This is a genomic window from Thalassotalea sediminis (assembly GCF_030295915.1).
GTDB lineage: Bacteria > Pseudomonadota > Gammaproteobacteria > Enterobacterales > Alteromonadaceae > Thalassotalea_C > Thalassotalea_C sediminis.
The window spans coordinates 2,328,688-2,354,610 of the sequence record NZ_AP027361.1; the positions used below are offsets into that span (position 1 = coordinate 2,328,688).

Genomic DNA, 25,923 nt, shown 5'->3' on the forward strand with positions numbered 1-25,923 from the left:
AATGCTAAATAATTTATGAAAACAATTAGCTATATATATATCCAAACGGAAGAAAAAACGCAATCAAAACTTTCAAAAGACTTCAAAAAAACAATATCCTCACTATTGCTTTATTCGAACAAGCGATAAAAATGCGCTACAACCCAATAAAAACATCACCAAAACCTTGTCACCTATAGTTGTAGCAGTATTTTAGTAAAACAATTACTTTCTTTCATAAAGCATATTGCGAAAGAAAACGAAAGTTGCTAACATCCACTTTAATGAATCAGTTATATAATAGGATTAGCAGTGACTAAGATAATAGATATCATCAACAGTAACCGTAATGATGCAAACGTTGGCATATATTCCGTTTGCTGTGCTCAGCCTCTGGTAATTGAAGCAGCAATAAAACAAGCGATTAAAGACAATACGGTTGTACTCATTGAAGCCACCGCTAACCAAGTGAATCAATTTGGCGGATATACATCAATGAAACCTGTTGATTTTGTTGAATTTATAAAGAATATCGCTGTTAAACTTAACTTTCCTTTTGAAAATATTATTCTAGGTGGTGATCACCTAGGGCCTGTATGCTGGGTAGACGAAAACGCAGCGCAAGCATTAGAGAAGTCAAAGACGCTTATTCAACATTATGTTGCTGCTGGATTTAAAAAAATACACTTAGATACTAGCATGCCTTGTGCTGATGATGACATTGCACTTTCAGATGAAATAATCGCCGAACGTGCTGCTATACTTTGCGAAGTTGCAGAGAAAACAGCAAAAGATACCTTTGGGCATTCTGATATTGTTTATGTTGTTGGTACGGAAGTTCCGCCACCAGGCGGTGCAACAGAAGAAATTACATCACTTGACGTAACCCCTACAGAAAATGTTGAAAAAACACTAAGCATTCACTTAGCAGCCTTTAATAACAAAGGTTTACAAGATGCATGGCAAAGGGTTATTGGTATTGTTGTTCAACCAGGCGTTGAATTTGATCATACAAGTATTATCGATTACGACTCAGAAAAAGCACAACCGCTAAGTCAATTTATAAAAACGGTGCCTAATATCGTATTTGAAGCACATTCGACCGACTATCAAAAACCAACTGCGTACCAGTCTTTAGTGACTGATCATTTCGGTATTCTAAAAGTTGGTCCACAATTAACTTTTGCTATGCGTGAAGCATTATTTGCACTAAGTTATATTGAACAAGCTTACATACCCTCCGAGCAACGCGCCAACCTCATGGATGTTATTGAAGAAGCAATGTTAACAAACCCAGTTTACTGGCAAAAGTTTTATCACGTTGCCCCTGCAGATGAAATCTTTTACCGCAGATATAGCTATAGTGACCGTATTCGTTATTATTGGAATACAACAATAGTAGAACAAGCAGTAGAGAAGTTATTGAACAACTTGACTCAACACGCTATTCCTTTGCCGTTAATAAGCCAATATCTACCCGAGCAATACCAAGCGTTGCGTGCAGGCACCATTAAGAATTGCCCAAGAGCACTCATTGTAAATAAAATTATGCAAGTTACTGAAGTATATGCCAGCGCTTGCAATCAACAGTCTCAACAATAGGTTTTATCTAATGAATGAATTTTTGACTATTGACGTAGATACTCTTAATGCAAAAGGTGCTTACTGGACTGCCAAAGAAATATCTCAACAACCAAAGGTTTGGCGTGAAGCTCATACTAATGTTATTAACCAACAAGCTAAGATATCAAGCTTTCTTTCACCCATTCTCGCGTTAGATAACCTAAGAATTATTTTTACGGGTGCAGGTACTTCAGCATATGTTGGCGACACCGTTGCACCCTATATAGAAAGCAGCACAGGTTTTCAATGTAACGCAATCAGCACCACAGATATTGTTGGAACGCCTGAATATTATTTACACCGCGAACAACCAACATTAGTTATTTCATTTGCACGTTCAGGGAATAGCCCTGAAAGCTTAGCCGCTGTTGAATTAGCCAATACATTAATTGATACCTGCTTTCACTTAGTCATTACCTGCAATGAAAATGGTGAGCTTGCCACGGGTACTAAAGGCAATAACAATGCATTAAGTTTAATTATGCCTGAAGGTACGTTAGATGAAAGTTTTGCAATGACGAGTAGTTTTACGGCTATGATGGTGTCGGTATTAGCCGTTTTTACTCCTAACACAGAGCAACTCGAAAGTGCAGCAAATGCCGCAGAAAGAATCCTCAGCGACGAAGTCGTAAACATTAAAACGAAAGCTGAACAAAATATTGATCGGATCGTATTTTTAGGTGCAGGTCCAACATTAGGTATTGCCCGTGAAGCAGCACTTAAATATTTAGAGTTAACGGCTGGCAAAGTAACAAGTTATTGCGAAAGCCCACTAGGTTTTCGTCACGGCCCGAAATCAATTGTTAATAATCAAACAGATATCATTATATTTCAGTCAAGCAACGCATACACAAGACGTTACACATCTGACTTGGTAAATGAGGTTGTTAACGATAAAATTGCTCACCAAGTCACTTGTATTGATGATGTTGTATTTAACGACGACAGCAATTTAGAAGATGTATGGGCAGGACTACCTATTATTGTATATTGCCAAATACTCGCTTTTTACAAATCAATCGCTCTTAACCTGTCACCAGACAACCCTTGTCCAACAGGTGAAGTTAATCGCGTCGTACAAGGTGTTAACATCTACCCACTTGTAGATGCTGACTAGCAACATTAACGATTAAATAATCATTAGGAATGAAAATGGCCCGTTACGGTGTAGATATTGGCGGAACAAAAATTGAAACCGCTATATTTGATGACCATTTTAATTTACTTGACTGTTGGCGTGTTAACACGCCAACAGACGACTATGCGCGGTTTCTTGAAACCTTAAAAGAACAGATTACCAAAGCTGACCAAATCACCGGTGAAACCTGTAATGTAGGTATAGGCATGCCCGGCTTGATTAACCATAAGGGTAAGGTGCTTTCAGCCAATATTCCTTGTGCGACAAATCAAGATATTGTGCATGACTTACACGCGATACTCGATCGCCACATTAATTTAAAAAATGATACCCGATGCTTCGCGCTCTCTGAGGCAACATTAGGCGCAGGTAAAGAGTATTCGCGTGTTTTTGGTGCAATTATTGGTACTGGTGCTGCCGGTGGTTTATGCGTAAATGGCCAACTTGAAGAAACCAATTTAGGCATCGCAGGAGAATATGGTCATATTCCATTATCTGCCCAGTTACAGCAAAAATATAATTTACCTATCTACACCTGTGGTTGCGGATTACAAGGCTGTGTAGAAAGTTACATTGCTGGCCCTGGTATTAGCCGTTTGTATCAGCATTTTACGGGTGAACAGCAAAGTGCTATACATTGGCATCAACAGCTAACACTTAACGATACTACAGCACAACAAGTGTTAGCATGCTATCTCGATATATTAGGTGAAACCTTCGCTGCTTTAGTTAAGTTTCAAGAGCCTGATATTATCGTACTTGGTGGCGGTCTATCACTGGTTGACAACATTATTGTGCAACTACCTAATGCCATACAACAACATTTATTTCCGGGCTTTACCTCACCTAAAGTTGTCGCAGCACAATTTGGCGACTCAAGTGGAGTAAGAGGCGCAGCAATACTCGGGAGCTTACCACATGAACTATAACCCATATTATCTCAAGTGTGCACAAATCGTCACAGAAAAAAGTATTGAGAAAAATACTTATGTACTTGTTAAGCATGGCATTATTAGTGAAATAACTCGCGAGCCTCGCGCCAATGTTCATATCGTGGATTTAGGCGATTCAATTCTCATACCGGGCATGATAGACATGCATATTCATGGTCGTGAAGGCTGCGATGTTATGGACGCTGAGCTATCATCGTTAACGACTATTTCAACTTCTTTAGCCAAACATGGCGTGATCGGGTTTTTAGCAACAACAGTGACCGCGAGTTGGCAGCAAACGTTAAAAGCCTTTGAGGTAATTGGACAAGCAAGCCATCATAAAATGCCAGGAGCGCAAGTACTCGGTGCTTACAACGAAGGGCTTTTCTTTACTGAAACCCATAAAGGAGCGCACAACGAAGCGTTTTTTCTTGAGCTGACAAAAGAGCGTGTTGACGCAATTTATCAAGCGAGCCAAGGTTCATTAAAAGTTATGGCGCTTGCGCCTGAATTTGAAGGTTCAATGGAGATAATTCGTTATTTAGATGAGCTTGGTGTCAACGTTATGTTGGGCCATACAAACGCAAATTATCAACAAGCAACAGATGCCTTCGCTGCGGGTGCTTGTGGTGGTGTTCATATTTTCAATGGCATGAGTGGTGTACACCATAGAGATCCTGGTTGTGCCGGTGCTGTACTGATGAATAAAGACGCGTTGGCAGAAGTGATTGCCGATGGCGTGCATTTACATCCAACAATTATGGAAATGATTTATCAGTTAAAAGGCAAAGACAAAATAGCGCTGATCAGTGACTGTATCAATGCGGGTGGGTTCAGTGATGGCACTTACCGTTTAGGTGAGCTAGATGTTATTGTAAAAGAAGGCATAGCAAGAACGAAACAAGGTTCACTCGCAGGTAGCACATTAACGCTTGAAAAAAGCGTAAAAAATATAATCGAGATGGCAAAAGTGCCATTTATTGAGGCCGTGCATATGGCCAGTTTAGTGCCTGCGGCGCATTTAGCCTTAGCAGACGAATTAGGAAGTATAACGCTAGGAAAACGCGCTTGTTTTGCAGTGCTATCGCCCGATTTAAACGTTCAAGCGACGATCATAGATGGTGAAGTCGTATTTTGTGAGCAACATGTAGCGTTATTTAACCGATAATTATCACTTTATGAGCAGACAAGGCGAAAATACCTTTGATGCGATTGTCATCGGCAGTGGCATGACAGGCGGTTGGGCAGCAAAAGAACTCACAGAACAAGGATTAAAAGTTCTGGTGCTAGAGCGTGGTCGAATGGTTGAACATGCAACTGACTACCCCACTGCTCATTTATCATCTTGGCAACTGCCTTTTGCCAATCAACCCAGCCTGCAAGAACATAAAACACAGTTTAAACAAGCACGTAGTGGCTTTGCGACCAATCAGGATGTAAAGCATTGGTTTGTAAATGATGTTAAACATCCTTATCAAGAACAATATAGATTTGACTGGTTAAGAGGTTATCATGTCGGTGGACGTTCGCTAACTTGGGGGAGACAATGTCTCCGGCTAAGCGACTTAGACTTTTCAGCAAATATCACAGACAATCATGGGGTTGACTGGCCGATACGCTATAAAGATATTGCTCCTTGGTATGATAAAGTTGAGCAGTTTATTGGCGTTATCGGTGAGGCACTAAATCTTGAACAACTGCCCGACGGTAAATTTTTACCGCCCATGCCGCTTAATTGCGTTGAGAAAGACTTAAAAGCAACGTTAAATAAGCACTACAGTAGTCGGCATTTAACGATTGGCAGGGTAGCCCACTTAACCGGTGACAAAACATTTATTGGTAGAAGCGCATGTAGTTACCGAAATAGATGCATGAGAGGCTGTCCAACAGGTAGTTATTTTAGTAGCAATGCCTCAACGTTACCTGCAGCACAACGCACAGGAAATATGACGCTTCGCCCCAATTCAATCGTAAAGCGTATTCATTACGATGATCACGCAAAACGCGCAACTGGCGTAGAAGTAATTGATGCAAATACGCACAAAACGTCGCACTTTCACGCGAAAATTATTTTTTGCTGCGCATCGACAGTCGCTACAACCGCTTTATTGTTACAATCAACATCAAAACGTTTCCCTCATGGGCTTGGCAATGATAGCGGTCAACTTGGGCACAACTTAATGGACCATCACTTTCGAGTGGGAGCCACAGCAATCGTATCTAAATTTGATCATATTATTGATCAAGGTAAACGCCCAGTAGGCTTTCACATTCCAAGGTTTAGAAACCTGCGAAAGCCATACGAATCAAAACTTAATTTCGTTCGTGGCTATGGTTTTCAAGGGTATGCTACGCGCACTGATTGGCGAAGAGGCATAAAAGAAATGTCAATTGGTGCTGATTTTAAAGATCACTTACTCACACCGGGGTCATGGCAAGTTGCACTGATCGGTTTTGGTGAATGTTTGCCACGATATGAAAATAAGCTGACGTTAGATTATCAACAATTAGATCAATGGGGTTTGCCCACCGTATCATTTAGTTGCCGATATGGTACCAATGAAGCAAATATGCGCAAAGACATGAAAGCTCAGGCAGTACAAATGCTGACACTAGCGGGTTATGAAAACGTAACGCCATATGATGACGGCTCATTTCCTGGGCAAGCGATTCATGAAATGGGTACAGCCCGCATGGGAAATGACCCTAAAACATCCGTGGTCAACAAACATAACCAACTACATAGCGTTGCAAATGTTTACGTTACGGATGGTTCATTTATGACATCATCGGGATATCAAAATCCTTCGTTAACCTATATGGCCTTTACCGCACGCGCAGCTGATCATGCTGTAAAACAATTTACTCGAGGCATTTTTTAAAATGGAAAGGCGTAGTGCAATTAAAATGTTGCTTACTTCGATTGGTATTACAGCATCGAGTCAAACATTAATAACATTGGTTCAAGCAAGTCAACAAAACCATCGCCCGAAAAAACCATATTTTAATGCGAGCCAACGTGCATTTATCAAACAACTTAATAATACTATTTTGCCCGAAACTTCAACACCGGGTGCTGAAACACTCAAATTACAGCGTTTTGTTGAGACAATGGTTAAAGAAACCTTTCCTGAGAAACAACAAAATATGTTTGTTGATGGCTTAAGGATAACCCAAGAACTATTTAACAAAAGCATGATTGTAGATGAAACTACACAGCAAGATCATACCGCTCATTTAACGCAGTTTTTATCGATAACTGACGAGCAAAGAGCAACATATCAAATACTCGATGATTTGCCACCAGAGCGCATTCCCGCTGAGATAAAAGTACATTATTACCAATATAAATTTTTATTCACTTTAAGAGCGTTACTCATTATTGGCTTTATGCATCACGAAGAGATCGCAAAATTACAACGCGATGCAAAAGACTTTCCTGTAACTTATATTCCTGGTAACTGTTAGTTTTATATAAAAAACGCAGCATAGCTGCGCTTTTTAATCAAAATTACGACTGCGGAGTTACCAGTTACGCTTCTTATGACCAATTAATGCGTAATATAATATAAAGGCGTAACAAGGTAACATTATCCAATAGGACAGCTGCGAATCGCCAGTTTGTTCAGCAAATGCGCCATATAGTAAGGGTAATAAAGCACCACCTGAAATTCCCATAATTAATACTGCTGAGCCTGTAGCGGTTTGTTTCCCTAGGTCTTTAAGTGCCATTGGCCAAACAGCAGGCCATACTAAGGCATTTGCTAAACCGAGTAATGCAACAAATAAAACAGTATTAGGTATGGCAGGCACGCCACTCCATGAAAACATTAAATCCCAAACAGCGGTACTATCTTTTGCACCAATAATTATAAAAATAGAAAAAACCAAACCTAATACCGCGGATACAACCAGTGCCTTTTCTTGGCTTATCCAGCGTGGAATAACAACAATACCAATGATATAGGCAACCACCATAAATGCCATGGTATAAGACGTTAATTGCCCAAAGTTAGTAACACCAAGTTCCTTACCGTATAAACCGATCGTATCACCGGCGATCACTTCGACACCAATATAGAAAAATAAAGTCAGCATACCGAGTATCAATTGGGGGTAATGTAATACGCCTTTGATCTCAGATGTACGTTCAACGCTAAGATCGTTTTCTTCTGCTCCTAAGTCAACATCTGGCAAAGGTGAAAAATGGATAAATACCGCTAATATTGCAAGCATTCCTGCCATGATGAAGTATGGAAATATAAGGCGACTAGATAATTCTTGTAATGCTTGTAGTCGCTCTACTGCATTTAAAGTGCCTAAATAGCTTTCGTTATATTGAGACATATCGGTTAAAACAAATGCGGTGAAAAATATTGGTGCGATAATCCCAGCACCTTTATTTAAAATCCCCATAATACTAATACGTACTGCTGCAGATTCTTGTGGTCCTATCACAACGAGGTATGGATTTGCAGCCGTTTGTAAAATCGTTAAACCTGTTCCTAGTAAAAATAGCGCAATTAAGAACACAGAATACAACTTTGTTTGTGCCGCAGGAATAAAGACAAGGGCACCTACGGTCATAACTAGCAACCCACCAACAATCCCCTTTTTATAACCGATAGATTTTAATACTTTCGCTGCAGGAAGCGCCATCACGGTATAAGCAATATAAAACACTAAGGTAACAAAATAAGCTTCAAAGTGGTTCAATTCACAAGTAATTTGTAAAAACGGGATCAGTGATCCGTTTAGCCATGTAACAAATCCAAACATAAAGAAAAGGCCGCCAATGATCATCATCGGCATGTAGCGTGTTAAAGCGCCCTCCTCTTTCATCAATGGAGTCGCGGAAGTGTGCGTTGACATGATTGTTTCCTATCATTTTTAATAATTTATAATCGATTTATCATTCCATATTCACCTTAAATTATCAACAACATTTGAAAGCTTCATTCTCTTTCGTAAAAAAGAGTAAGTATTATTAACCAGTTGCCTTTTTATTAAAAATAACGAACAATTGCTTTATAAAATAAAGCGTACGCTTGTATTTGACTAAATAAAAACGATAAAAATAGAGAAAGCACCATGCTTAGTACCATTGAAAGACGCCAAGAAATCGTGTTATTAACCGAAAAAAAAGGTAATGTTTCAGTTAAAGAGTTAGCCGAAATATTTAACATTTCAACCGTATCAATTCGTAATGATCTGAATGAACTTAATCGACTTGGATTGCTCGTTAGGTCTCGTGGTGGCGCAGTACCAAGTAACCGTTTAACAAAAGAGCTATCGATTAAAGAAAAGCACACTAAAAACCTTAAAATTAAACAAAAACTTGGCGAAGCAGTTGCACACCTCATTGACGAAGGCGACGCAATTATCCTTGATTCCGGCTCAACAACAGAAGAAGTTGCGCACTGTTTAATTGGTAAAAAGCAACTCACTGTAATGACCAATGGATTAAATATTGCCAACCAGTTAGCGCAAGCCGAAGGATGTGATGTTTTTATTACCGGTGGTCGATTAAGAAAAAAATCTATGTCTTTTTACGGCGCACAAGCTGAAGAACGCTTAGAATATTACAATTTCAATAAAGTAATATTAGGTGTTGATGGCATTGATATTAATCGTGGCATTAGTACGCATTATGAGCCTGAAGCTAACTTTAACCGAGCGATGTGTGAAAACGCAGAACAAATTATTGTCGTAACCGATTCATCTAAGTTTGGTAAGCGTTCGCTTCATTCAATCATTACACTCGATAAAGTCGATATACTGGTTACCGATAGCCATCTTTCAAAAGAATATATCGACGTACTTGAAAGCCACAATATAGAATTACACCTTGTTGAAATATAACACATCTGCTTTCTCAGTAGATGCTACATACGCTTGGCAAACGAGCTTATCATTAATTTATATTGATTAGCTCGTAGAGGCGATTTACTACAACATTTTCATACTCATGCTTTTCTCATTTTAAACATTCTTTTACCGTATAGCTTAGTTGTTGTAATACCTGAAAAACGTATTAAATGGGTATTTATTCGCCTAGTTTCAGTTAAATTAATCCAATCATTCAACCTCACTTCAAAACCTTATGAAAGCAAATTTACCTTTCACAAAGATTAAAAATACGTTAAGTTGCTCATTAATTACTACACTGTTCATTATAGTGAGATTGATTAATGATAAAAATAAAGCACTACGGTAAGCCGCTCGCTTGGTACACCCTGATAAAATTAAGTTTGCCTTTATTACTGGCATTGAACACAACGTCAGCAAATTCAGAAACGCTAGATAAAGGTAATGATTGGGAAGATCCACAAGTGATAGGCATCAATAAACTGCCACCACGCGCAAACTTCTTTCCGTTTATTGAATCTACTATTACAGATAAAAATAAAGCCAGTAACTATAAAGACTTAAATGGTATATGGCGGTTTAAACTTAGTCCGAATATCGCAAAAGCACCAAAAAACTTTGCCAAGCCAAATATTGATGACTCTGACTGGCAACAAATAAATGTGCCGGGAAATTGGGAGTTGCAAGGATTTGATCGCCCTATCTATTTAAATCAACCCTATCCTTTTGCCAAGAATCCGCCCTATATTCAAGCGCATGACAATCCAACAGGCCATTATCGACGAACGTTTCAGTTAGATAAAAATTGGCTAACACACAATAAAGTCTTTATACATTTTGGCGCGGTTAAGTCTGCATTCTACCTATGGATAAATGGCAAAAAAGTAGGTTACAGTCAAGGAAGCAAAACACCTGCCGAATTTAACATTACATCTTATGTAGAACAGGGGGAAAATACGATCGCATTACAAGTTTTGAGGTGGAGTGACGGTAGTTATTTGGAAGCACAAGATTTCTGGCGATTATCGGGTATTGAGCGTGATGTTTATCTTTATTACACACCAGAAACCCATATACAGGATTACTTTGTCAAAGCTGATTTAGAAAAAGATTACCAAACAGGCAAATTCTCACTTGAAATAGCAGCTAATACCATCTCAGCTGAGCAGCAGCTCGAAGTTACGCTGACCGCGCCAAATGGTGAACAAGTTTATCAACATAAAAAGTCAATATTGACCAAAAAAACGACATTTAATGCACAATTAAAAGATGTATTGAAGTGGTCAGCAGAAGTCCCCAGTCTTTATCAGCTGTCAATTTCATTAATAGATAAAAATAAGCCCACACAATTTATACAGCAAAAAATAGGGTTTCGAAGTACTGAAATTATTAACGGTCAGTTGATGGTAAATGGTCAACCTATTTTAATTAAAGGCGTTAATCGCCATGAACATGATCCTGATACCGGTCACTATATTTCACGTGAAAGTATGGAACTTGATATTAAACTCTTTAAACAATTTAATATTAACGCGGTACGCCTCGCACATTACCCTAATGATCCATATTGGTACGAACTCTGTGATAAATATGGCATTTACATCGTAGACGAAGCCAATATTGAATCCCATGGCATGTATTATAACCTTGCTAAAGGAGAAAGCTTAGGTAATAACCCTGCATGGAAAAAGGCACATTTAGCGCGAATTGAAGCCATGATTGAACGCGATAAAAACCACCCATCTATTATCGCTTGGTCGTTAGGTAATGAAGCTGGTAATGGCTATAACTTTTATCATGCCTACGATTGGGTGCGCGCCAGAGACCCACATCGCCCTATTCAGTATGAACGTGCAGTATTTGAATGGAATACTGATTTATATGTGCCGCAATATCCTACACCTGCATATATGGAAAAGTATGCGCGTTCAAATCCGGATCGCAGTATGATAATGAGTGAATACGCGCACGCAATGGGCAATAGTGCAGGTAATTTTCTCGATTTTTGGCAAGTCATCCGAAAATATCCTAAATTACAAGGTGGTTTTATTTGGGATTGGGTCGATCAAGGCCTGCGGACAACAGATGAGTCTGGCAATCGTATTTTTGCTTATGGTGGCGATTTCGGTGTGCCAGGAACCCCTTCGGATGGTAACTTCGTATTAAATGGTATTGTGTTGCCAGATAGAACGCCTGAACCATCTTTATATGAAATTAAAAAAGTACATCAAGACATTCAACTCAGCGTTCTAGACCTTAAACGTGGTAAAATTAATGTCTTTAACGAATTCTTTTTTAAAGATCTTTCCGCTTACAAGCTGTCTTGGCGCTTAATGCAAAATGGTCATACATTACAAGCAGGAACAATTGATAACCTTAATATAGCTCCGCAACAAGCACAGGTGTACAAACTTAATTACCGCCTACCAAAGTCGAGCGATGAAGAAGTGTTTTTAGATGTTCAAATTCTGACTAAAAACGACGAACCCTTAATTGGTAAGAACGCTGAAATTGCCAAAGAACAATTCATAGTACAACAGGCTACAACATCAACTAAGAAGCCAGTTAAAGGGAAGCTAACAGTTTATCGCACAGTTACCGACTCGGAAATTCATGGCAAAGATTTTATAGTCCGTTTTAATCATAAATACGCTGAATTATCAGGCATGCGTTATAAAGGAGAAGAGCTCATTAAAAAAGCGCCTAAAGCAAACTTTTGGCGAGCACCAACAGACAATGATTTTGGCGGTAATTGGCAAGATAAACTCAGGGTTTGGCGTTACGCTTCAGAGCGTCAGAAAAAGACCACCTTTAAACTTACTGAAAATAACAACACAGTTGTAGTAAACACTGAATTTTATTTAGAAGATGTTGATGGTAAGGTCGCAATAGATTATACCATAACAGCGGATGGCGCAGTTAAGGTAGATTATCGCCTAACATCAGCGCTTGAAAATATGCCAAAGATCCCGCGTGTAGGTATGAATTTAGAGTTGTTTGGGGAATTTGAACAGTTAACATTCTTTGGTAAAGGACCCCATGAAAATTATCGTGATCGTCACTATGCCGCACATGTTGGCGTTTATAAAAGTACTGTTGCTGAACAATATCATCCATATGTTCGCCCGCAAGAAAGTGGCTATAAAACACAAGTAAGATGGGCTACATTGTTAAATAAACAAGGAATAGGGTTAAAAATATCTGGTAACCCTCATTTTGGTATGAGTGCACTGCCTTATCGAATGAGTGATCTTGACCCTGGTATGCGTCGCACGCAGAGCCATTCAGGCAGTTTGCAGCCTAGACCTATTGTTTCTTTAAATATCGATTACGGACAAATGGGTGTAGGTGGTGTGAATAGTTGGCATACTACTGCACTTGAAAAGTACTCATTAACCGAAAAAGAGTATCAATACAGTTACACCTTACAAGGGTATATGCAAAGTGACGCTGAGCAATAGGCGTAATAGCGATTAGTGGAACGCACAGGTTTCTAAATACCACTAATGGCTACACACAGCATGGTCTTTTCAATGAACAGAGACTACTATTTATATAAAAAAAGGCCCTGACAACAGGGCCATGCAAACGCACGTTTGAGAAAAACTTTTCCTTTATACAAACTAACTTTTAAGCCAAATAATACTGCTCTGAACTACCACCCCATAAATCAGTATTGAGTGAATGCATAATGCCATTACTAAAATTGAAACCAAATGGTCTATCTTTGGCGACAAGCAATGGCCCATCCAAATCAACAAACTTTGCGCCATTTGACAATAAAAATGCCGGAGCCATGGCTAGAGATGACCCCACCATACAGCCAACCATTATATCGAAACCTAACGCTAAGGCTTCTTCTTTTAGTAATAGTGCTTCAGTTAAGCCACCTGTTTTATCTAGTTTTATGTTGATGGTGTCATATCGCCCCTTTAAGTAAGGTAAGTCTTGACGGGTATGACAAGACTCATCTGCACAAAGAGCTACGGGTAAATCAACGTCTATAAGGGCTTCGTCTTCACCTACAGGTAAAGGTTGTTCAATCAAAACCACATTGAGCTTAGCTAATTCAAAGGCATGTGTCGTCAGCTGCTCCATAGACCAGCCTTCATTAGCATCTACGATAAACTCACTATATGGAGCGGCCTTGTGAATCGCGCGCATCTTTCCAATAATATCATCACCATCTAACTTTACTTTTATTAAAGGGGGATGTTTTAGCGCTAAAGCTGCGTTCGCCATGTTTTCTTGGCTATCAATACTCAATGTTTGTGCAGTAATACAAGGAAGTGTTGGCGCTAACGAAAGCAAATCTTCTACAGAAGTGTCGCACAACTTTGCTTTTAAATCCCAGTAAGCACAATCAACAGCATTTTTTGCTGCTCCTGGCGCCAAACTAGCGAGCAATTCTTCTATAGAAACGCCTTTTGCAAGCTTAGTTTTTATGTCATCGAGTTGCTTAGTTACTGAGCCCATATCTTCTTGATAACGTTTATACGGTACAGATTCGGCTCTTCCCTTTCGGCCTTGACTGGTTAATTCAACTTCAATCACTTCTGCTTCGCTTTTAGCACCGCGCGCAATACGAAAAACCTGTGCAAGTGGAAATGACACTTGGCGATAATTTAATGTGATCATGATACAACACCTGCTATTTGCTGATTGTGTAATAGATAGTCAATAATCGCATCTGTACCGTCTCTTACAGGGTCAACACATGGGATACCAAATTCTTTAGCGATACCTTGGCAATATATTCTTCCTTGCTCAACACTGACACTCGATGTATTAACGGTGATACCCGCCAACTGCACATTAGGATTGGTTAGCTTAGCGGCTTGTAAATTTAACGCAATGGTATCAGCAATACTTGGAATCGACGTATGCGGTAAACCACGCATATGATGTCTATTCAGTGCATGACAAACAACAATTGCATCTGGCTGTGAACCATGCAATAACCCCGTACTAACACCAGCAAAAGCTGGGTGAGATAATGAGCCTTGTCCTTCTATAATGTCCCAATGGTCGTCTTGATTATCAGGTGATAAGGTTTCAGTTGCCCCCGAAATAAAGTCAGCAATAATACAATCAATAGCAAGACCTTGCCCGGCGATTAGGATGCCACACTGTCCTGTAGCCCTAAAATCAACATTTAGCCCTTTAGCTTTCATCGACTTTTCAAGACTCAACGAGGTATACATTTTTCCGACAGAACAATCAGTGCCAACCGTTAACAATCGTTGACCTGAGCGCTTAGCGCCGGTTCCCGTTTTAAACCCCCCTTCAGGGTGCCTAATATCGAGTAACTGTCGATTATGTATATTAGCAACTTCAACTAATTCAGCTACATCGGTTAATTTATCATGTAAACCACTAACAACATCCATACCAAATTCAAGTGCTTTAATGATATATGGATGCCACTTCTCCGCTAATATTCCGCCACTATTTGCAAAGCCTAAAACAAAGGTTTTCGCACCTTGCTTTGCAGCCTCTTCAATTGATGTTGATGCCAACCCTGTTGAAACGGTACAGCCTTCAACTTTCATTTCACCAATACATAATTCTGGACGCCAATCGGCTACACCACGCGCCATTTTGATAGAAAGTTCATCCGTAGCATCACCGATGAAAAGCAGATAAGGAGCAACTATTTGCATAAATAACAACCTAAAATAAGAAGTAAATAATCAACTAACGTTTTCTTAAATACAGCTTATTCGCTTGTTAGATAATTGAAAAATACAATGCGTTAGCTCACCTATAACCTTAGGTTATAGTGTGCTTTCTTTGTTAACAACACCTATATTTGTTCAATTAGGTAAGGGATGAAATCTTCTGCTACGCGAGGTATAGGCCGACCTTCTAAATGTAACAGGCTAACATCAAATGACAGTTTGGGCGAAAATGAAGCATAACCAATGTCGTTGGATACATTGCCTTGTGCTGTATATTTATCGACAACACAAACTCCTGCACCTCTAGCAACCATTCTTGCAGCAATAAAGTAAGTTTGTACTTTGATTGTTGACTGCAGATCAACATTTTCTTCCATTATTCGCGTCCATAACAGATCACCTAGTGGTCCACTATCACTAATATCAATAAACGGGTATTCAGTTAACTGAGATAACGATAACTCTGCGGGGCTCTCTGAAAATAATGCTTTCGGGTACATAACCACGAGTTCTGATTGTGCGCACGGCTGACATGTAATCCCCGCAAAGGTTGCAGGCGAAAACAATACGGCAAAATCACATTTATGCTCAAAAAGTGCTTTGGTCACTTCATCGTTGTGCACGGTTTGAATAGTAAAGTTGACCTTAGGATGATCCGCTTGAAACGCTGAAATTGCGTTTGGTAATACATCAAAGCCTAATGCTGGGGTTACGCCAATACTGATATTACCAAAGTCAGTCTTTTTAATATTTTCTGCTGTATTTCTAATCGAGCGCATTTGCTGATAAATTTTATCGACTTCATCAAATAACATTTCAGCTTCATTGGTCGGTATTAAACGCCCCTTAACACGCTCAAAGAGATTAAAGCCAAGTTGCATCTCAGCATGCGATAACACTTTACTTACCGAAGGTTGCGACACGTGCAGTATTTTGGCAGCATTGGTAATCGACCCTGTGGTGTAAATTGCATGAAATATTTCAATATGCCTTAATCTCATTAGTTATCTCTTCGAAATTTAGCTACGTGAACAATAAAACGCACGCTGTCCATAAACTACCCGCTATAGTAGCGGCATATGTCGCAGGTACAATTTGTGATTTAACGTGATCCATCAAGTCACAACCGGTTGTCATTGAACTTAAAATAGTGGTATCTGATATTGGTGAGCATTGGTCACCATAAATACTACCATTTAGCACTGTCGCAAAACATATCATCATGTAAAGTTCTGGGTTGGCAAGCATTTGGCTATCACCAATTGACCATGCAAGCGGCATAGCCAAAGGAAATGCTATTGCAAACGTCCCCCAACTCGTTCCTGTAGAAAACGCGATAATCATCGTGATCAGTTGTAAGGTAACAGGCAGTAACCAATAAGGTAATTGCTCTCCTAGTAAAGAGACTAAATACAAACCACCACCAATTTCTTTACTGATGAAACCGATGATCACCGCTAACATTAAAATAACCGAAGCAACAACAACCCCTTTTAGACCATTACCAAAGCCATCAATAACATTCATTAATGACATTCCTTTGCCTAACGCCATCAATACCGACAACATTAATGCGGCGCCAAACGCCCAATTAACCTTTGGAGACCCCATAAAAATAAAAGTTAGAACCGCCGTCAAAATTAAAGTCACTAAAGGTAAAATGAATTCTAAGTAATGTGAGTTATAACCTTTAGGTACATCACAGGTTTGCAATTCTTTCGCACTAAGCGGTTTTGCTCCTGGTGCATCTAACTGCCCTGTAGTGTTAGCCCTAATATGTGCTTCTTTAATTCTTCGACCTGAAAATGTTGCTATATTTAAGCTTAATAATAAGGTACCAAGCACCGCAAAAATGCCATAAAAACTAAAAGGAATACTATTAAAAAAGAAAGCGATTCTATCAGCTTCAGTTGCTAAGAAACTGACGCCTGGCACGAAAATAAGCGCTTGTACATAAGCAGGCCAAGCATTAAATGCCAATACGGCAGCAATTGGTGATGCAGTCGAATCAACGATATAACTCATTTCTTCATGACTGACTTTGGCTTTATCGGCTAAAGGCCTAACGGTAGTACCCACTAGTACGGTGCTCATGGTTCCTCCCTGAAAGAGTAAAACACCTAGGATCCAAGACACTACCTTTGCCGAACGTTGCCCTCTGACGAATCGCTTAGTCATCATGTCAGCAAATGCTTGAGCAGCCCCCGTTTTTGACCACAGACCTAGCAAACCACCGAGCAACCATAAGTATAAAAGTAATAATGCTGCCGTACCTTGCTGCGCTAGATTGGGAATAATAACACTATCTGTAATATCGTATTCACCTAACATGAGTGCACCTGTAACAATCCCAGAAAAAAGTGCAGTAAGTGGTTCTCGCGTTATCAAACACAGTAAGACAGTTAGAAATGCAGGGAGCAAAGACCACAAGCCAAAGTGAAACGCAGGTTTTAATTGTTGTAATTGCCCGTCTTCTTTCTCAACCCATTGCTGAGTCAGTAGCGGTTGCTCTGTTGCACTGAGATTCGCTTGGTTTAACGGTGAAGAATGATAAGGTACAACATCCGTTATCTTTATTTCCTCGCCTTTATATTTATAGGCAGGTTTTCCTTTATCTGTTTGATACACATCATAAATATAAGATTGTTCCAACCACGTTTTTTCAACATAAAGGTTAACGTACTGCGCCAAACATAGGCCAAATATTAAGATGAAAAAGGCCCATACATTTTTATTCATTGTCATAGTTTAATTTTATTCTTTAATGTAAATGAGGGAAAACAGACTTTGCTACTTCACAGCATAATATCAATAACATAAAGACCTTGCTTGAAAATTTGCACGAAGGATGCAAATAGGTGCTTATTCATTGTTCTTTCAATAGATGTACGTAATTTAATAAACGTTTAAAAAGTAAGTAAACGACGTAATCTAGCGATCGTTTAGCTGCTTTAGCGTCGTTTTTGGTAATTCAACGTATTCGGTACTTGCAGGTAATACTTTAGCTGAAAATTGCGTACACTAGACCGACAGCTGAAAATACTGATTTACACGAATATTGTGTAATTTTTGTAGAGGTAACAATGTTACTCTGCATTATCGAAAAATAAGACGAGTTAAAGTGTTTTGACCATTTGCAACATTTCAGGCATAAACCCGAGATTGCTATAGAATTTTTGCGCTTTAACATTATTAGCGAAAACCTCTAAATGCAGTAATTCAAAATTCATTGATCTTGCCCACTTTTCAGCTTCTGCCATTAATAACTTACCAACCCCTAAACCTTGAGCGCTTGGAGATACCGCTAAAAGTGGCACTGTTGCACATTTTTCACCCGAAATATCATCACACCCCTCCCTGACATGTATAAACCCCAAGGAAATTGATTCCTTTTCTGCGATGAGTGTTTTATTCGCCGTATTCGTGCTAGCAAGCATGTCATGAATATATTGATCCTGCATACGTTGAACAACGTCAACAGAGTGCCAGTCTAACCTTGCAACTTCAGCTAAATAAGGTGAAAGCGCAAATATAAATTGGCGATCGCTTTCTTGTGCGTTTCTAATCGTAACGGTCATATGAAAATCAGCTTTTTATTAAGTTTGATTGCCTTTCAATAAGTGCATTAAAAGGCAAATGAGTTATTGAGTTACATCTATGGATGCTAAATCAGCTTGATACTGAGGCAAATTATTGTCTGCTGACTGCTCAGCAATGGATATTGCTTTAGTAAAATTTTTATGTGCTTTATCTTTTGCACCGATGGCTTTAAATACCTTTCCTAAGCCATTATAAAGCAACGCTGAGTCTGGAAATTTTACAATAGCTTGCTCAAAGTACTGCTGGGCTTTTGTTGTATTTTCATGACGCAAATAAAAAAGCGCAATTCTGTTTTGCCAAAATACCGCGTTATACCGTTGCGTTGCTAAAACGTCGCTAAATTCACGCATAAATAAATCGAATGCCGAGTAATCATCATCATTTAGCGCCAACCAAATAAGATGATTCTTAGTTTTATCACTTATTACTTTTTCAACACCAAATCGTTCACCACGTTTTTTAAAATAATCATTTAAGTAAGGTAAGCCACCGCGTTCCTTAAACTCTTCGATACTCACAAACTCTGGTAAACGATAATTTTGAAAGATATTCATCAACCCTTTGTACAATGCAATATAAGGTGTTGATTGGTGAGTCTCTTGGTTAAACTTTTCAAAACGCCAATGTAACTGCTTTAGAGGGTTGTTAGCCAAAAGGTTTGCCAAAGCGTTACCATATTTAATGGTATAAACATCTCGCTCTGAATTAGCAACGTAAAGGTAAAGCGGTTGCGCTAAGTTTTTGTCTATGTTTAACAACGCCTCTTTATCAATTTCTCCCCCATTGCTAAGAATTACGCCCTCAAACAACGATGGATATTGAGAAATTAGAGATGAGGAAAAGAATGCCCCCATCTCCCAACCGAAAAGTATTCTTGTAGGTTGTGTTCGATAATTACTATCGATATGAGGGATAAGTTCATCTTTAAGATACTTAGAAAACTGTTCACTATTGGCACCAAACCAATTGCGTCTATTCGGTTCCTTATTAATAATAGCAACAACAATCATTTCAGGGATTGCCTTGGTAAACTGCGCTTTTAAGCTTTGTTGTACAGCAATAGCATTCATAAAATGCCATTGTCCATCCAATATATACAGTACAGGATAATTTGAAGACGATTCAGCATAACGCTTAGGCAGGTATATATTTACTTCGCGCCTTTCCTTTAGCGTACTTGAGTCACTCACTAACTTAAACCCAGCGTATACAGGGTGTTGAGACGAGCTTTCTGCGTATGAAACGTTAAAAATAACCGTTACCAGCATTAATATAGTTAAATATATTGCTTTAGTCTGCATAGCAGTCCTTTAAAAATGTCAGTTGTTTTATTTTTACTGACTAGTTTAAGGCATTAAGTGTATGCCGGTATATGGTTAAAAATAAGCATTTGTTACAAATATTGTCATCTAACGACAATAAAAGTAACAATATATGAGTTAATAACTAAATGTTGAATAAAGAAAAACCCAGCAATCTATTGATTAACTGGGTTTAGTTTGGTGCGGAAAGCGGGACTTGAACCCGCACGGCCGAAGCCACCACCCCCTCAAGATGGCGTGTCTACCAATTCCACCACTTCCGCAAATTTCTTAATCTGGTATTTCACTTTCGTTGTTTTTCTTGGTGTCATTTGCTGCCGGTACTTCTTCATTAGCATCTGCAACAGGCTCAACACTTGATTCAACAGCAGTTTGTTCTGCAGGAATACCTAAGTCATTCCACTCATCGCTCGACTTAACTTTATTAGCCGTCAAATTACCTAACACTAAACTAATAGCAAAAAATGCAATGGCTAACCAAGTTGTTGCACGGGTTAGAAAGTTACCAGAACCACTAGAACCGAAAATAGTTGCAGATGAACCAGCACCAAACGATGCCCCCATATCTGCACCTTTACCTTGTTGGATTAACACTAATCCGATCAGGCAAATAGCAACGATTAGATAAATAACAATTAAAACTTGATACAACATTACTATATCCTTTATACCGCCGAACAAATTTTCGTAAATTCGTCGACTTTTAAGCTAGCACCACCAATTAATCCACCGTCTATATCTGACTGTGAAAACAATTGTTGGCAATTGGTAGCATTAACGCTACCGCCATACAAAATTGAAATCTTTTCAGCAATTTGCTGATCTATATTCGCTATAAATTGTCGAATATACTGGTGCGTTTCTTGCGCCAGCTCTGGTGAAGCTGTTTTTCCTGTACCAATAGCCCATACAGGCTCGTAAGCAATAACAACTTCTTTAAATTTCTCTATACCTATTTCATCAATAACAGGCTGCAATTGCGAAGCAAGTACTACTTCTGTTTGCTGAGTCTCACGCTCTTGCTCACTTTCACCAATGCATAATATTGGCGATAAACCTGCGTCTAATGCACGCTTTACTTTATGAGCAACTAATGTACTTGTTTCTTTATACAAGCTTCTACGTTCAGAATGACCGATGATAACATAATCAACGTTCAGTTCTTGCAACATGTCTGTTGAAACTTCGCCTGTATATGCGCCGTTTTCATGCTCGGAAACGTTTTGACAACCAAGCGAAATTCTCGCATCAAGTTGCTTTACTTCTTGAGCATGTGAAAATGCGGCAAGATAAGGAAAGCTAGGACAAATAATAACACGCGTATCTTGAGAAAGAGAAACTACTGATAAAGCAGTTGTCATTTCTTTGATTAACGTTAAATTACCGTTCATTTTCCAATTTGCGGCAACTATCAGTGATCTGTTCATAAGTCTTTCCTAAATCAAAGCGGCGAGATATTAACTAACCTCTGAGCAAGATACAAGTGTTTCACTTAATATCTTGCTCATTTGCTCACATTTCAACCGCCTAACACGCTTTTTTTACTGCGTCAGCGATATCATGTGCTAAAGCCGTTACTTCATCATGATCTGGTCCTTCAACCATAACTCGAATCAGAGGTTCAGTACCTGACTTTCTTAACAACACTCGCCCTCTGCCAGTTAAAGCTTCATTTACTTTATGTACTGAAGTTACAACACTTTCTTCAGTCAGTGGGTCATTATCGCCTGAAAACCTCACATTAACTAGTACTTGCGGTAATTTGGTCATGCCTTGACGCAATTCAAATAAACTTTTACCTGAGGCACACATTGCGGTAAGCACATTGAGAGCTGCAATAATGCCATCACCAGTTGAGGTATGGTTTAAATTAATGATGTGTCCAGAATTTTCAGCGCCTAATTGCCAACCGTTTTCTTTTAGCATTTCCATTACATAACGATCACCAACATTACTGCGTGCAAAAGGTACGCCCATGTCTGCAAGAGCCAGTTCTAGGCCCATGTTACTCATTAAGGTACCAACAACACCACCACGTATATTACCAGACTTTAAATCGTTACACGCGATAACGAAAACGCATTCATCACCGTCTAGTACGTAGCCAGTATTATCAACCATCATTAAGCGATCACCGTCACCATCAAGTGCAATACCTAAGTCAGCTTCATGTTCTAATACTGCTGCACTAATTGCCGCCATAGAGGTTGCACCACACTCGTCATTAATATTTGTACCATTGGGATTAGCGCCAATTTCTACAACATTTGCCCCTAGCTCTCTAAATACATTAGGTGCTATGTGATACGTTGCGCCATGCGCACAATCTACTACGATTTTCATGCCTTTTAAGGAGTACTGGCTTGGAAAGTTACTTTTACAAAACTCAATGTAACGACCTGATGCGTCAGCTATACGCGTTGCTTTACCTAGCTCAGCAGAATCAACACAGGTGATATCTTTGTCTAGTTCAGCTTCAATAGCAAGTTCAACCTCGTCTGGTAATTTTTGCCCGTCCTGAGAGAAAAACTTAATACCATTATCGTAAAAAGGGTTATGAGAAGCGCTGATTACGATACCAGCTTCAGCACGAAACGTTTTAGTCAAATAAGCAATACCTGGTGTTGGCATTGGCCCTAACAAGCCTATGTCTACACCTGCCGCTGAAAAGCCAGCTTCAAGCGCTGATTCAAGCATATATCCTGAAATTCGTGTATCTTTACCAATTAGCACTTTTTTAGTGCCTTGAGCCGCTAAAACTTTACCTGCAGCATAACCTAATTTCATGACAAAATCTGGCGTGATCGGGTATTTGCCTACTAGACCTCGTACGCCGTCAGTACCAAAATATCTTCTTTCAGACATGAATAAATCCTTGTATTAATTTATAACGCAAGCCTAAGCTTGCATTTGGTGCGTATATTGTAATATTTTTATCGTATCTACTGTTTCCTGAACATCATGAACTCGAATGATCGATGCGCCTTGTTGAACCGCTAACATAGCCGTTGCTAAACTACCAGCAAGTCTTTCATTAACCTCTCGATTGAGCAAATTACCAATCATCGATTTTCTAGATGTGCCAGATAAGAGTGGAAAGCCAAGCTTTTTAAACTGTGATAAGTTTGCCAACAAACGGTAGTTTTGTTCAAGCGTTTTTCCAAATCCAAAGCCAGGATCGAGCAAAATTCTCTCTTTTCCAATCCCTACTTGTTGGCAAGCGGCTACACGTTGTTCGAAAAAACCCATAATATCAACGAGTAAATCTTGATACTGTGGATTTGATTGCATTGTACGTGGTTGGCCTTGCATGTGCATTAAACACACAGGTACATTGCTATTGGCAACTACCTCTAAGCAGCCTTCTTCCTGTAGCGCTCTAACATCATTCACTAGGTCAGCACCCGCTAAAATAGCTTCTTTCATCACAAGTGCTTTACTCGTATCTATCGATACTGCAATGTCAAAACGTTCTTTTATCGCTTCAATGACAGGTATTGTTCGTTGTAGCTCTTCCGCTAAAACAACATCTACCGCTCCTGGCCGGGTTGACTCACCACCAATATCTATAATGCTCGCTCCAGCATCAATCATGCGTTCTACTTGCTCAAGAGCAGTGTTGACTGCTGTATATTTGCCGCCATCGGAGAAGGAGTCGGGCGTAACATTTAAAATGCCCATCACTTGTATATGTTGAGGGTTTAACGAAAGCGGTTGACCAGGTGTAATTAGTGTCACGGAAATACTCTGTTTACTGAAAGTCTATGGGATAAAAGAAAGCCTCGAATATCGAGGCTTTATATCGTTATTTTGCAGGCATATCACTTGGTGTATTAAGGTCAGGCTCTGCTTTATCTCCGGAAGGAGCTTTAGGTGGTTGATCTGAACCAGAAGAATTATCGCCATGAAAATCTGACGGCGGTCTAACATCTCTACGATTCATCAAATCATCAATTTGTTTTGCATCAATGGTTTCATAATGCATTAAAGCATCTTTCATTGCGTGCAGAATATCCATATTATCGTTAAGAATTTGCTCAGCACGTTTGTAATTAACATCAACAATACGTTTAATTTCTTCATCAATCGCTTTAGCTGTATCATCAGACATATGAAGAGATTTAGCCGATGTTCTCCCTAAAAATACTTCGCCTTCTTCTTCGGCAAACAACATTGGTCCCATCTTAGCTGATAAGCCCCACTGAGTAACCATTTTACGCGCTAAGTTTGTAGCACGTTCAATATCATTTGACGCACCTGTGGATACTTTATCAGCACCGTAAATAATTTCTTCGGCAATACGTCCACCATAAAGTGAAGATATATTACTTTCTAAATGTTGTTTACTGTGACTAAATCTATCTTGCTCTGGTAAATACATAGTAACACCAAGCGCTCGTCCACGAGGAATAATAGACACTTTATACACAGGATCATGTTCAGGTACTAAACGTCCAACAATTGCATGACCTGCTTCATGATAAGCCGTCATTTCTTTTTCGTCTTCGCTCATTACCATTGACTTGCGCTCAGCACCCATCAATATTTTATCTTTTGCTTTTTCAAACTCTTCCATCGATACAACGCGTCGTGAAGAACGTGCAGCAAATAAAGCTGCTTCATTAACTAAGTTAGCTAAATCAGCACCTGAGAAACCAGGAGTACCACGTGCAATTACTGATGCTTCAACATCGTCACCAATTGGCACTTTACGCATGTGTACCTTAAGAATCTGTTCGCGACCACGAATATCAGGTAACCCTACTGTTACTTGACGGTCAAAACGGCCTGGACGTAACAATGCAGGGTCAAGCACGTCAGGACGGTTAGTTGCCGCAATGACGATAACGCCTTCATTACCTTCAAAGCCATCCATTTCAACCAACATTTGGTTCAACGTTTGTTCACGCTCGTCATGACCACCGCCTAAACCAGCACCACGTTGGCGACCTACTGCATCGATTTCATCAATAAAGATGATGCAAGGTGCAGATTTCTTAGCTTGTTCAAACATATCGCGAACACGTGATGCACCTACACCAACAAACATTTCAACGAAGTCTGAACCCGAAATAGTAAAGAAAGGCACTTTAGCTTCACCAGCAATTGCTTTAGCTAACAATGTTTTACCTGTACCAGGTTGACCTACCATCAAAACACCTGAAGGAATACGACCTCCAAGTTTTTGGAAACGAGATGGATCTTTTAAATAATCAACAAGCTCTGCCACTTCTTCTTTAGCTTCGTCACAACCAGCAACATCTGCAAATGTTGTTTTAATTTGGTCTTCACTTAACAAGCGTGCTTTTGATTTGCCAAAAGACATAGCGCCTTTACCGCCACCGCCTTGCATTTGACGCATGAAGAAAATCCACACACCGATTAATAAAATCATCGGAAACCACGAAATAAACACCGACGTTAAAAAGCTTGTTTCTTCTGGCTTTTCACCCGAAGCAGTTACACCTTGCTTCACTAGGTCATTAATTAAATCACGATCGTAACCACCAGGTATAACAGCTGTGAATTGCTCACCACTGCGTTTAATGCCTTTTATGACGCCATTGCGATCTACAACGACCTCACGCACTTGTCCTTGACGCACATCTTGCACAAAGCGCGTATAATTCATAGATTGTTCGGTGCCACCTCCCGGAGTAAAACTCTGGAAAACCGACATTAATACCACGGCTATTACTAACCATAAAATCAGATTTTTTGCCATATCGCTCAACTTAATGACCTCTTTAGTTCATCAACACTACTCTATCCATTTAAGT

General features: G+C 39.4%; 20 protein-coding genes and 1 tRNA gene. 8 read left to right on the forward strand and 13 right to left on the reverse strand.

Annotated features, from left to right (window positions below; genetic code table 11):
* Positions 1-291: 291 nt before the first annotated feature.
* Genes QUE09_RS10695 through QUE09_RS10720 form a run of 6 tightly spaced genes read left to right on the forward strand, consistent with a single transcriptional unit; the run spans position 292 to position 7,140 of the window.
* Positions 292-1,581: a D-tagatose-bisphosphate aldolase, class II, non-catalytic subunit gene (locus QUE09_RS10695; protein ID WP_286232752.1), complete on the forward strand. Its 1,290-nt coding sequence runs from the start codon at positions 292-294 to the stop codon at positions 1,579-1,581.
* 10 nt (positions 1,582-1,591) lie between these two features.
* Complete coding sequence (locus QUE09_RS10700; RefSeq protein WP_286232753.1) at positions 1,592-2,719, forward strand: SIS domain-containing protein; 1,128 nt, start codon at positions 1,592-1,594, stop codon at positions 2,717-2,719.
* A gap of 35 nt (positions 2,720-2,754) precedes the next feature.
* Positions 2,755-3,669, forward strand: coding sequence for an ROK family protein (locus QUE09_RS10705; RefSeq protein ID WP_286232754.1), 915 nt, complete (start codon positions 2,755-2,757; stop codon positions 3,667-3,669).
* Positions 3,659-4,840: an N-acetylglucosamine-6-phosphate deacetylase gene (nagA, locus tag QUE09_RS10710; protein ID WP_286232755.1), complete on the forward strand. Its 1,182-nt coding sequence runs from the start codon at positions 3,659-3,661 to the stop codon at positions 4,838-4,840. Before QUE09_RS10705 ends, nagA begins: the two co-directional genes overlap by 11 nt.
* A gap of 10 nt (positions 4,841-4,850) precedes the next feature.
* Positions 4,851-6,554, forward strand: coding sequence for an FAD-dependent oxidoreductase (locus tag QUE09_RS10715; RefSeq protein ID WP_286232756.1), 1,704 nt, complete (start codon positions 4,851-4,853; stop codon positions 6,552-6,554).
* A gap of 1 nt (position 6,555) precedes the next feature.
* Positions 6,556-7,140 (forward strand): gluconate 2-dehydrogenase subunit 3 family protein, encoded by a 585-nt coding sequence (locus QUE09_RS10720; RefSeq protein WP_286232757.1) that lies wholly within the window; start codon positions 6,556-6,558, stop codon positions 7,138-7,140.
* Between the two features lie 57 nt (positions 7,141-7,197).
* Here the strand turns inward: QUE09_RS10720 and QUE09_RS10725 are convergent, their stop codons facing one another.
* On the reverse strand, positions 7,198-8,544 hold the full coding sequence (locus QUE09_RS10725; RefSeq protein ID WP_286232758.1) for a sugar MFS transporter: 1,347 nt from the start codon (positions 8,542-8,544) through the stop codon (positions 7,198-7,200).
* A gap of 219 nt (positions 8,545-8,763) precedes the next feature.
* Here QUE09_RS10725 and agaR point away from each other — a divergent pair, with 219 nt between their 5' ends.
* The gene (gene agaR / locus QUE09_RS10730) at positions 8,764-9,534 is read left to right on the forward strand and encodes a transcriptional repressor AgaR (protein ID WP_286232759.1); all 771 of its coding nucleotides are present in this window, start codon (positions 8,764-8,766) and stop codon (positions 9,532-9,534) included.
* Between the two features lie 329 nt (positions 9,535-9,863).
* A complete protein-coding gene (gene lacZ, locus QUE09_RS10735) occupies positions 9,864-13,001 on the forward strand; it encodes a beta-galactosidase, LacZ type (RefSeq protein WP_286232760.1) in 3,138 nt (1,045 codons plus the stop codon).
* Between the two features lie 169 nt (positions 13,002-13,170).
* On the opposite strand, the gene dgcA is transcribed toward lacZ, so the two are convergent.
* The 12 genes from dgcA to ftsH all read right to left on the reverse strand — a co-directional run bounded on the left by dgcA (position 13,171) and on the right by ftsH (position 25,877).
* Positions 13,171-14,178, reverse strand: a complete 1,008-nt coding sequence (gene dgcA, locus QUE09_RS10740; protein ID WP_286232761.1) for an N-acetyl-D-Glu racemase DgcA — start codon at positions 14,176-14,178, stop codon at positions 13,171-13,173.
* Positions 14,175-15,203: an N-acetyltransferase DgcN gene (gene dgcN / locus QUE09_RS10745; protein ID WP_286232762.1), complete on the reverse strand. Its 1,029-nt coding sequence runs from the start codon at positions 15,201-15,203 to the stop codon at positions 14,175-14,177. The genes dgcA and dgcN overlap by 4 nt, the downstream gene beginning before the upstream one ends.
* Positions 15,204-15,346: 143 nt before the next feature.
* Positions 15,347-16,222, reverse strand: coding sequence for a LysR family transcriptional regulator (locus QUE09_RS10750; protein ID WP_286232763.1), 876 nt, complete (start codon positions 16,220-16,222; stop codon positions 15,347-15,349).
* A 22-nt stretch (positions 16,223-16,244) separates the two neighbouring features.
* Positions 16,245-17,960, reverse strand: coding sequence for a Na+/H+ antiporter NhaC family protein (locus QUE09_RS10755; RefSeq protein ID WP_286232764.1), 1,716 nt, complete (start codon positions 17,958-17,960; stop codon positions 16,245-16,247).
* Between the two features lie 377 nt (positions 17,961-18,337).
* The gene (locus QUE09_RS10760) at positions 18,338-18,799 is read right to left on the reverse strand and encodes a GNAT family N-acetyltransferase (RefSeq protein WP_286232765.1); all 462 of its coding nucleotides are present in this window, start codon (positions 18,797-18,799) and stop codon (positions 18,338-18,340) included.
* 63 nt (positions 18,800-18,862) lie between these two features.
* Positions 18,863-20,122 carry an alpha/beta hydrolase-fold protein gene (locus QUE09_RS10765; RefSeq protein ID WP_286232766.1) on the reverse strand — a complete coding sequence of 420 codons (1,260 nt, stop codon included), beginning with the start codon at positions 20,120-20,122 and terminating at the stop codon, positions 18,863-18,865.
* A gap of 199 nt (positions 20,123-20,321) precedes the next feature.
* Positions 20,322-20,406 (reverse strand) — tRNA-Leu (locus QUE09_RS10770).
* Positions 20,407-20,413: 7 nt separating this feature from the next.
* The gene (gene secG / locus QUE09_RS10775) at positions 20,414-20,797 is read right to left on the reverse strand and encodes a preprotein translocase subunit SecG (RefSeq protein WP_350226378.1); all 384 of its coding nucleotides are present in this window, start codon (positions 20,795-20,797) and stop codon (positions 20,414-20,416) included.
* Between the two features lie 11 nt (positions 20,798-20,808).
* Complete coding sequence (gene tpiA / locus QUE09_RS10780; protein WP_286232767.1) at positions 20,809-21,570, reverse strand: triose-phosphate isomerase; 762 nt, start codon at positions 21,568-21,570, stop codon at positions 20,809-20,811.
* A gap of 100 nt (positions 21,571-21,670) precedes the next feature.
* Positions 21,671-23,008: a phosphoglucosamine mutase gene (gene glmM, locus QUE09_RS10785; protein ID WP_286232768.1), complete on the reverse strand. Its 1,338-nt coding sequence runs from the start codon at positions 23,006-23,008 to the stop codon at positions 21,671-21,673.
* 33 nt (positions 23,009-23,041) lie between these two features.
* Complete coding sequence (gene folP / locus QUE09_RS10790) at positions 23,042-23,824, reverse strand: dihydropteroate synthase (protein ID WP_286235923.1); 783 nt, start codon at positions 23,822-23,824, stop codon at positions 23,042-23,044.
* A 124-nt stretch (positions 23,825-23,948) separates the two neighbouring features.
* Positions 23,949-25,877, reverse strand: a complete 1,929-nt coding sequence (ftsH, locus tag QUE09_RS10795; RefSeq protein WP_286232769.1) for an ATP-dependent zinc metalloprotease FtsH — start codon at positions 25,875-25,877, stop codon at positions 23,949-23,951.
* Positions 25,878-25,923 lie beyond the last annotated feature (46 nt).

Excerpts from the sequence above, each read along its gene's own strand:
- QUE09_RS10700 (WP_286232753.1), top strand. The coding sequence starts at position 1,592 with ATGAATGAATTTTTGACTATTGACGTAGATACTCTTAATGCAAAAGGT.
- QUE09_RS10705 (WP_286232754.1), top strand. The coding sequence starts at position 2,755 with ATGGCCCGTTACGGTGTAGATATTGGCGGAACAAAAATTGAAACCGCT.
- nagA (WP_286232755.1), top strand. The coding sequence starts at position 3,659 with ATGAACTATAACCCATATTATCTCAAGTGTGCACAAATCGTCACAGAA.
- QUE09_RS10715 (WP_286232756.1), top strand. The coding sequence starts at position 4,851 with ATGAGCAGACAAGGCGAAAATACCTTTGATGCGATTGTCATCGGCAGT.
- QUE09_RS10720 (WP_286232757.1), top strand. The coding sequence starts at position 6,556 with ATGGAAAGGCGTAGTGCAATTAAAATGTTGCTTACTTCGATTGGTATT.
- QUE09_RS10725 (WP_286232758.1), bottom strand. The coding sequence starts at position 8,544 with ATGTCAACGCACACTTCCGCGACTCCATTGATGAAAGAGGAGGGCGCT.
- agaR (WP_286232759.1), top strand. The coding sequence starts at position 8,764 with ATGCTTAGTACCATTGAAAGACGCCAAGAAATCGTGTTATTAACCGAA.
- lacZ (WP_286232760.1), top strand. The coding sequence starts at position 9,864 with ATGATAAAAATAAAGCACTACGGTAAGCCGCTCGCTTGGTACACCCTG.
- dgcA (WP_286232761.1), bottom strand. The coding sequence starts at position 14,178 with ATGATCACATTAAATTATCGCCAAGTGTCATTTCCACTTGCACAGGTT.
- dgcN (WP_286232762.1), bottom strand. The coding sequence starts at position 15,203 with ATGCAAATAGTTGCTCCTTATCTGCTTTTCATCGGTGATGCTACGGAT.
- QUE09_RS10750 (WP_286232763.1), bottom strand. The coding sequence starts at position 16,222 with ATGAGATTAAGGCATATTGAAATATTTCATGCAATTTACACCACAGGG.
- QUE09_RS10755 (WP_286232764.1), bottom strand. The coding sequence starts at position 17,960 with ATGAATAAAAATGTATGGGCCTTTTTCATCTTAATATTTGGCCTATGT.
- QUE09_RS10760 (WP_286232765.1), bottom strand. The coding sequence starts at position 18,799 with ATGACCGTTACGATTAGAAACGCACAAGAAAGCGATCGCCAATTTATA.
- QUE09_RS10765 (WP_286232766.1), bottom strand. The coding sequence starts at position 20,122 with ATGCAGACTAAAGCAATATATTTAACTATATTAATGCTGGTAACGGTT.
- secG (WP_350226378.1), bottom strand. The coding sequence starts at position 20,797 with ATGTTGTATCAAGTTTTAATTGTTATTTATCTAATCGTTGCTATTTGC.
- tpiA (WP_286232767.1), bottom strand. The coding sequence starts at position 21,570 with ATGAACAGATCACTGATAGTTGCCGCAAATTGGAAAATGAACGGTAAT.
- glmM (WP_286232768.1), bottom strand. The coding sequence starts at position 23,008 with ATGTCTGAAAGAAGATATTTTGGTACTGACGGCGTACGAGGTCTAGTA.
- folP (WP_286235923.1), bottom strand. The coding sequence starts at position 23,824 with ATGGGCATTTTAAATGTTACGCCCGACTCCTTCTCCGATGGCGGCAAA.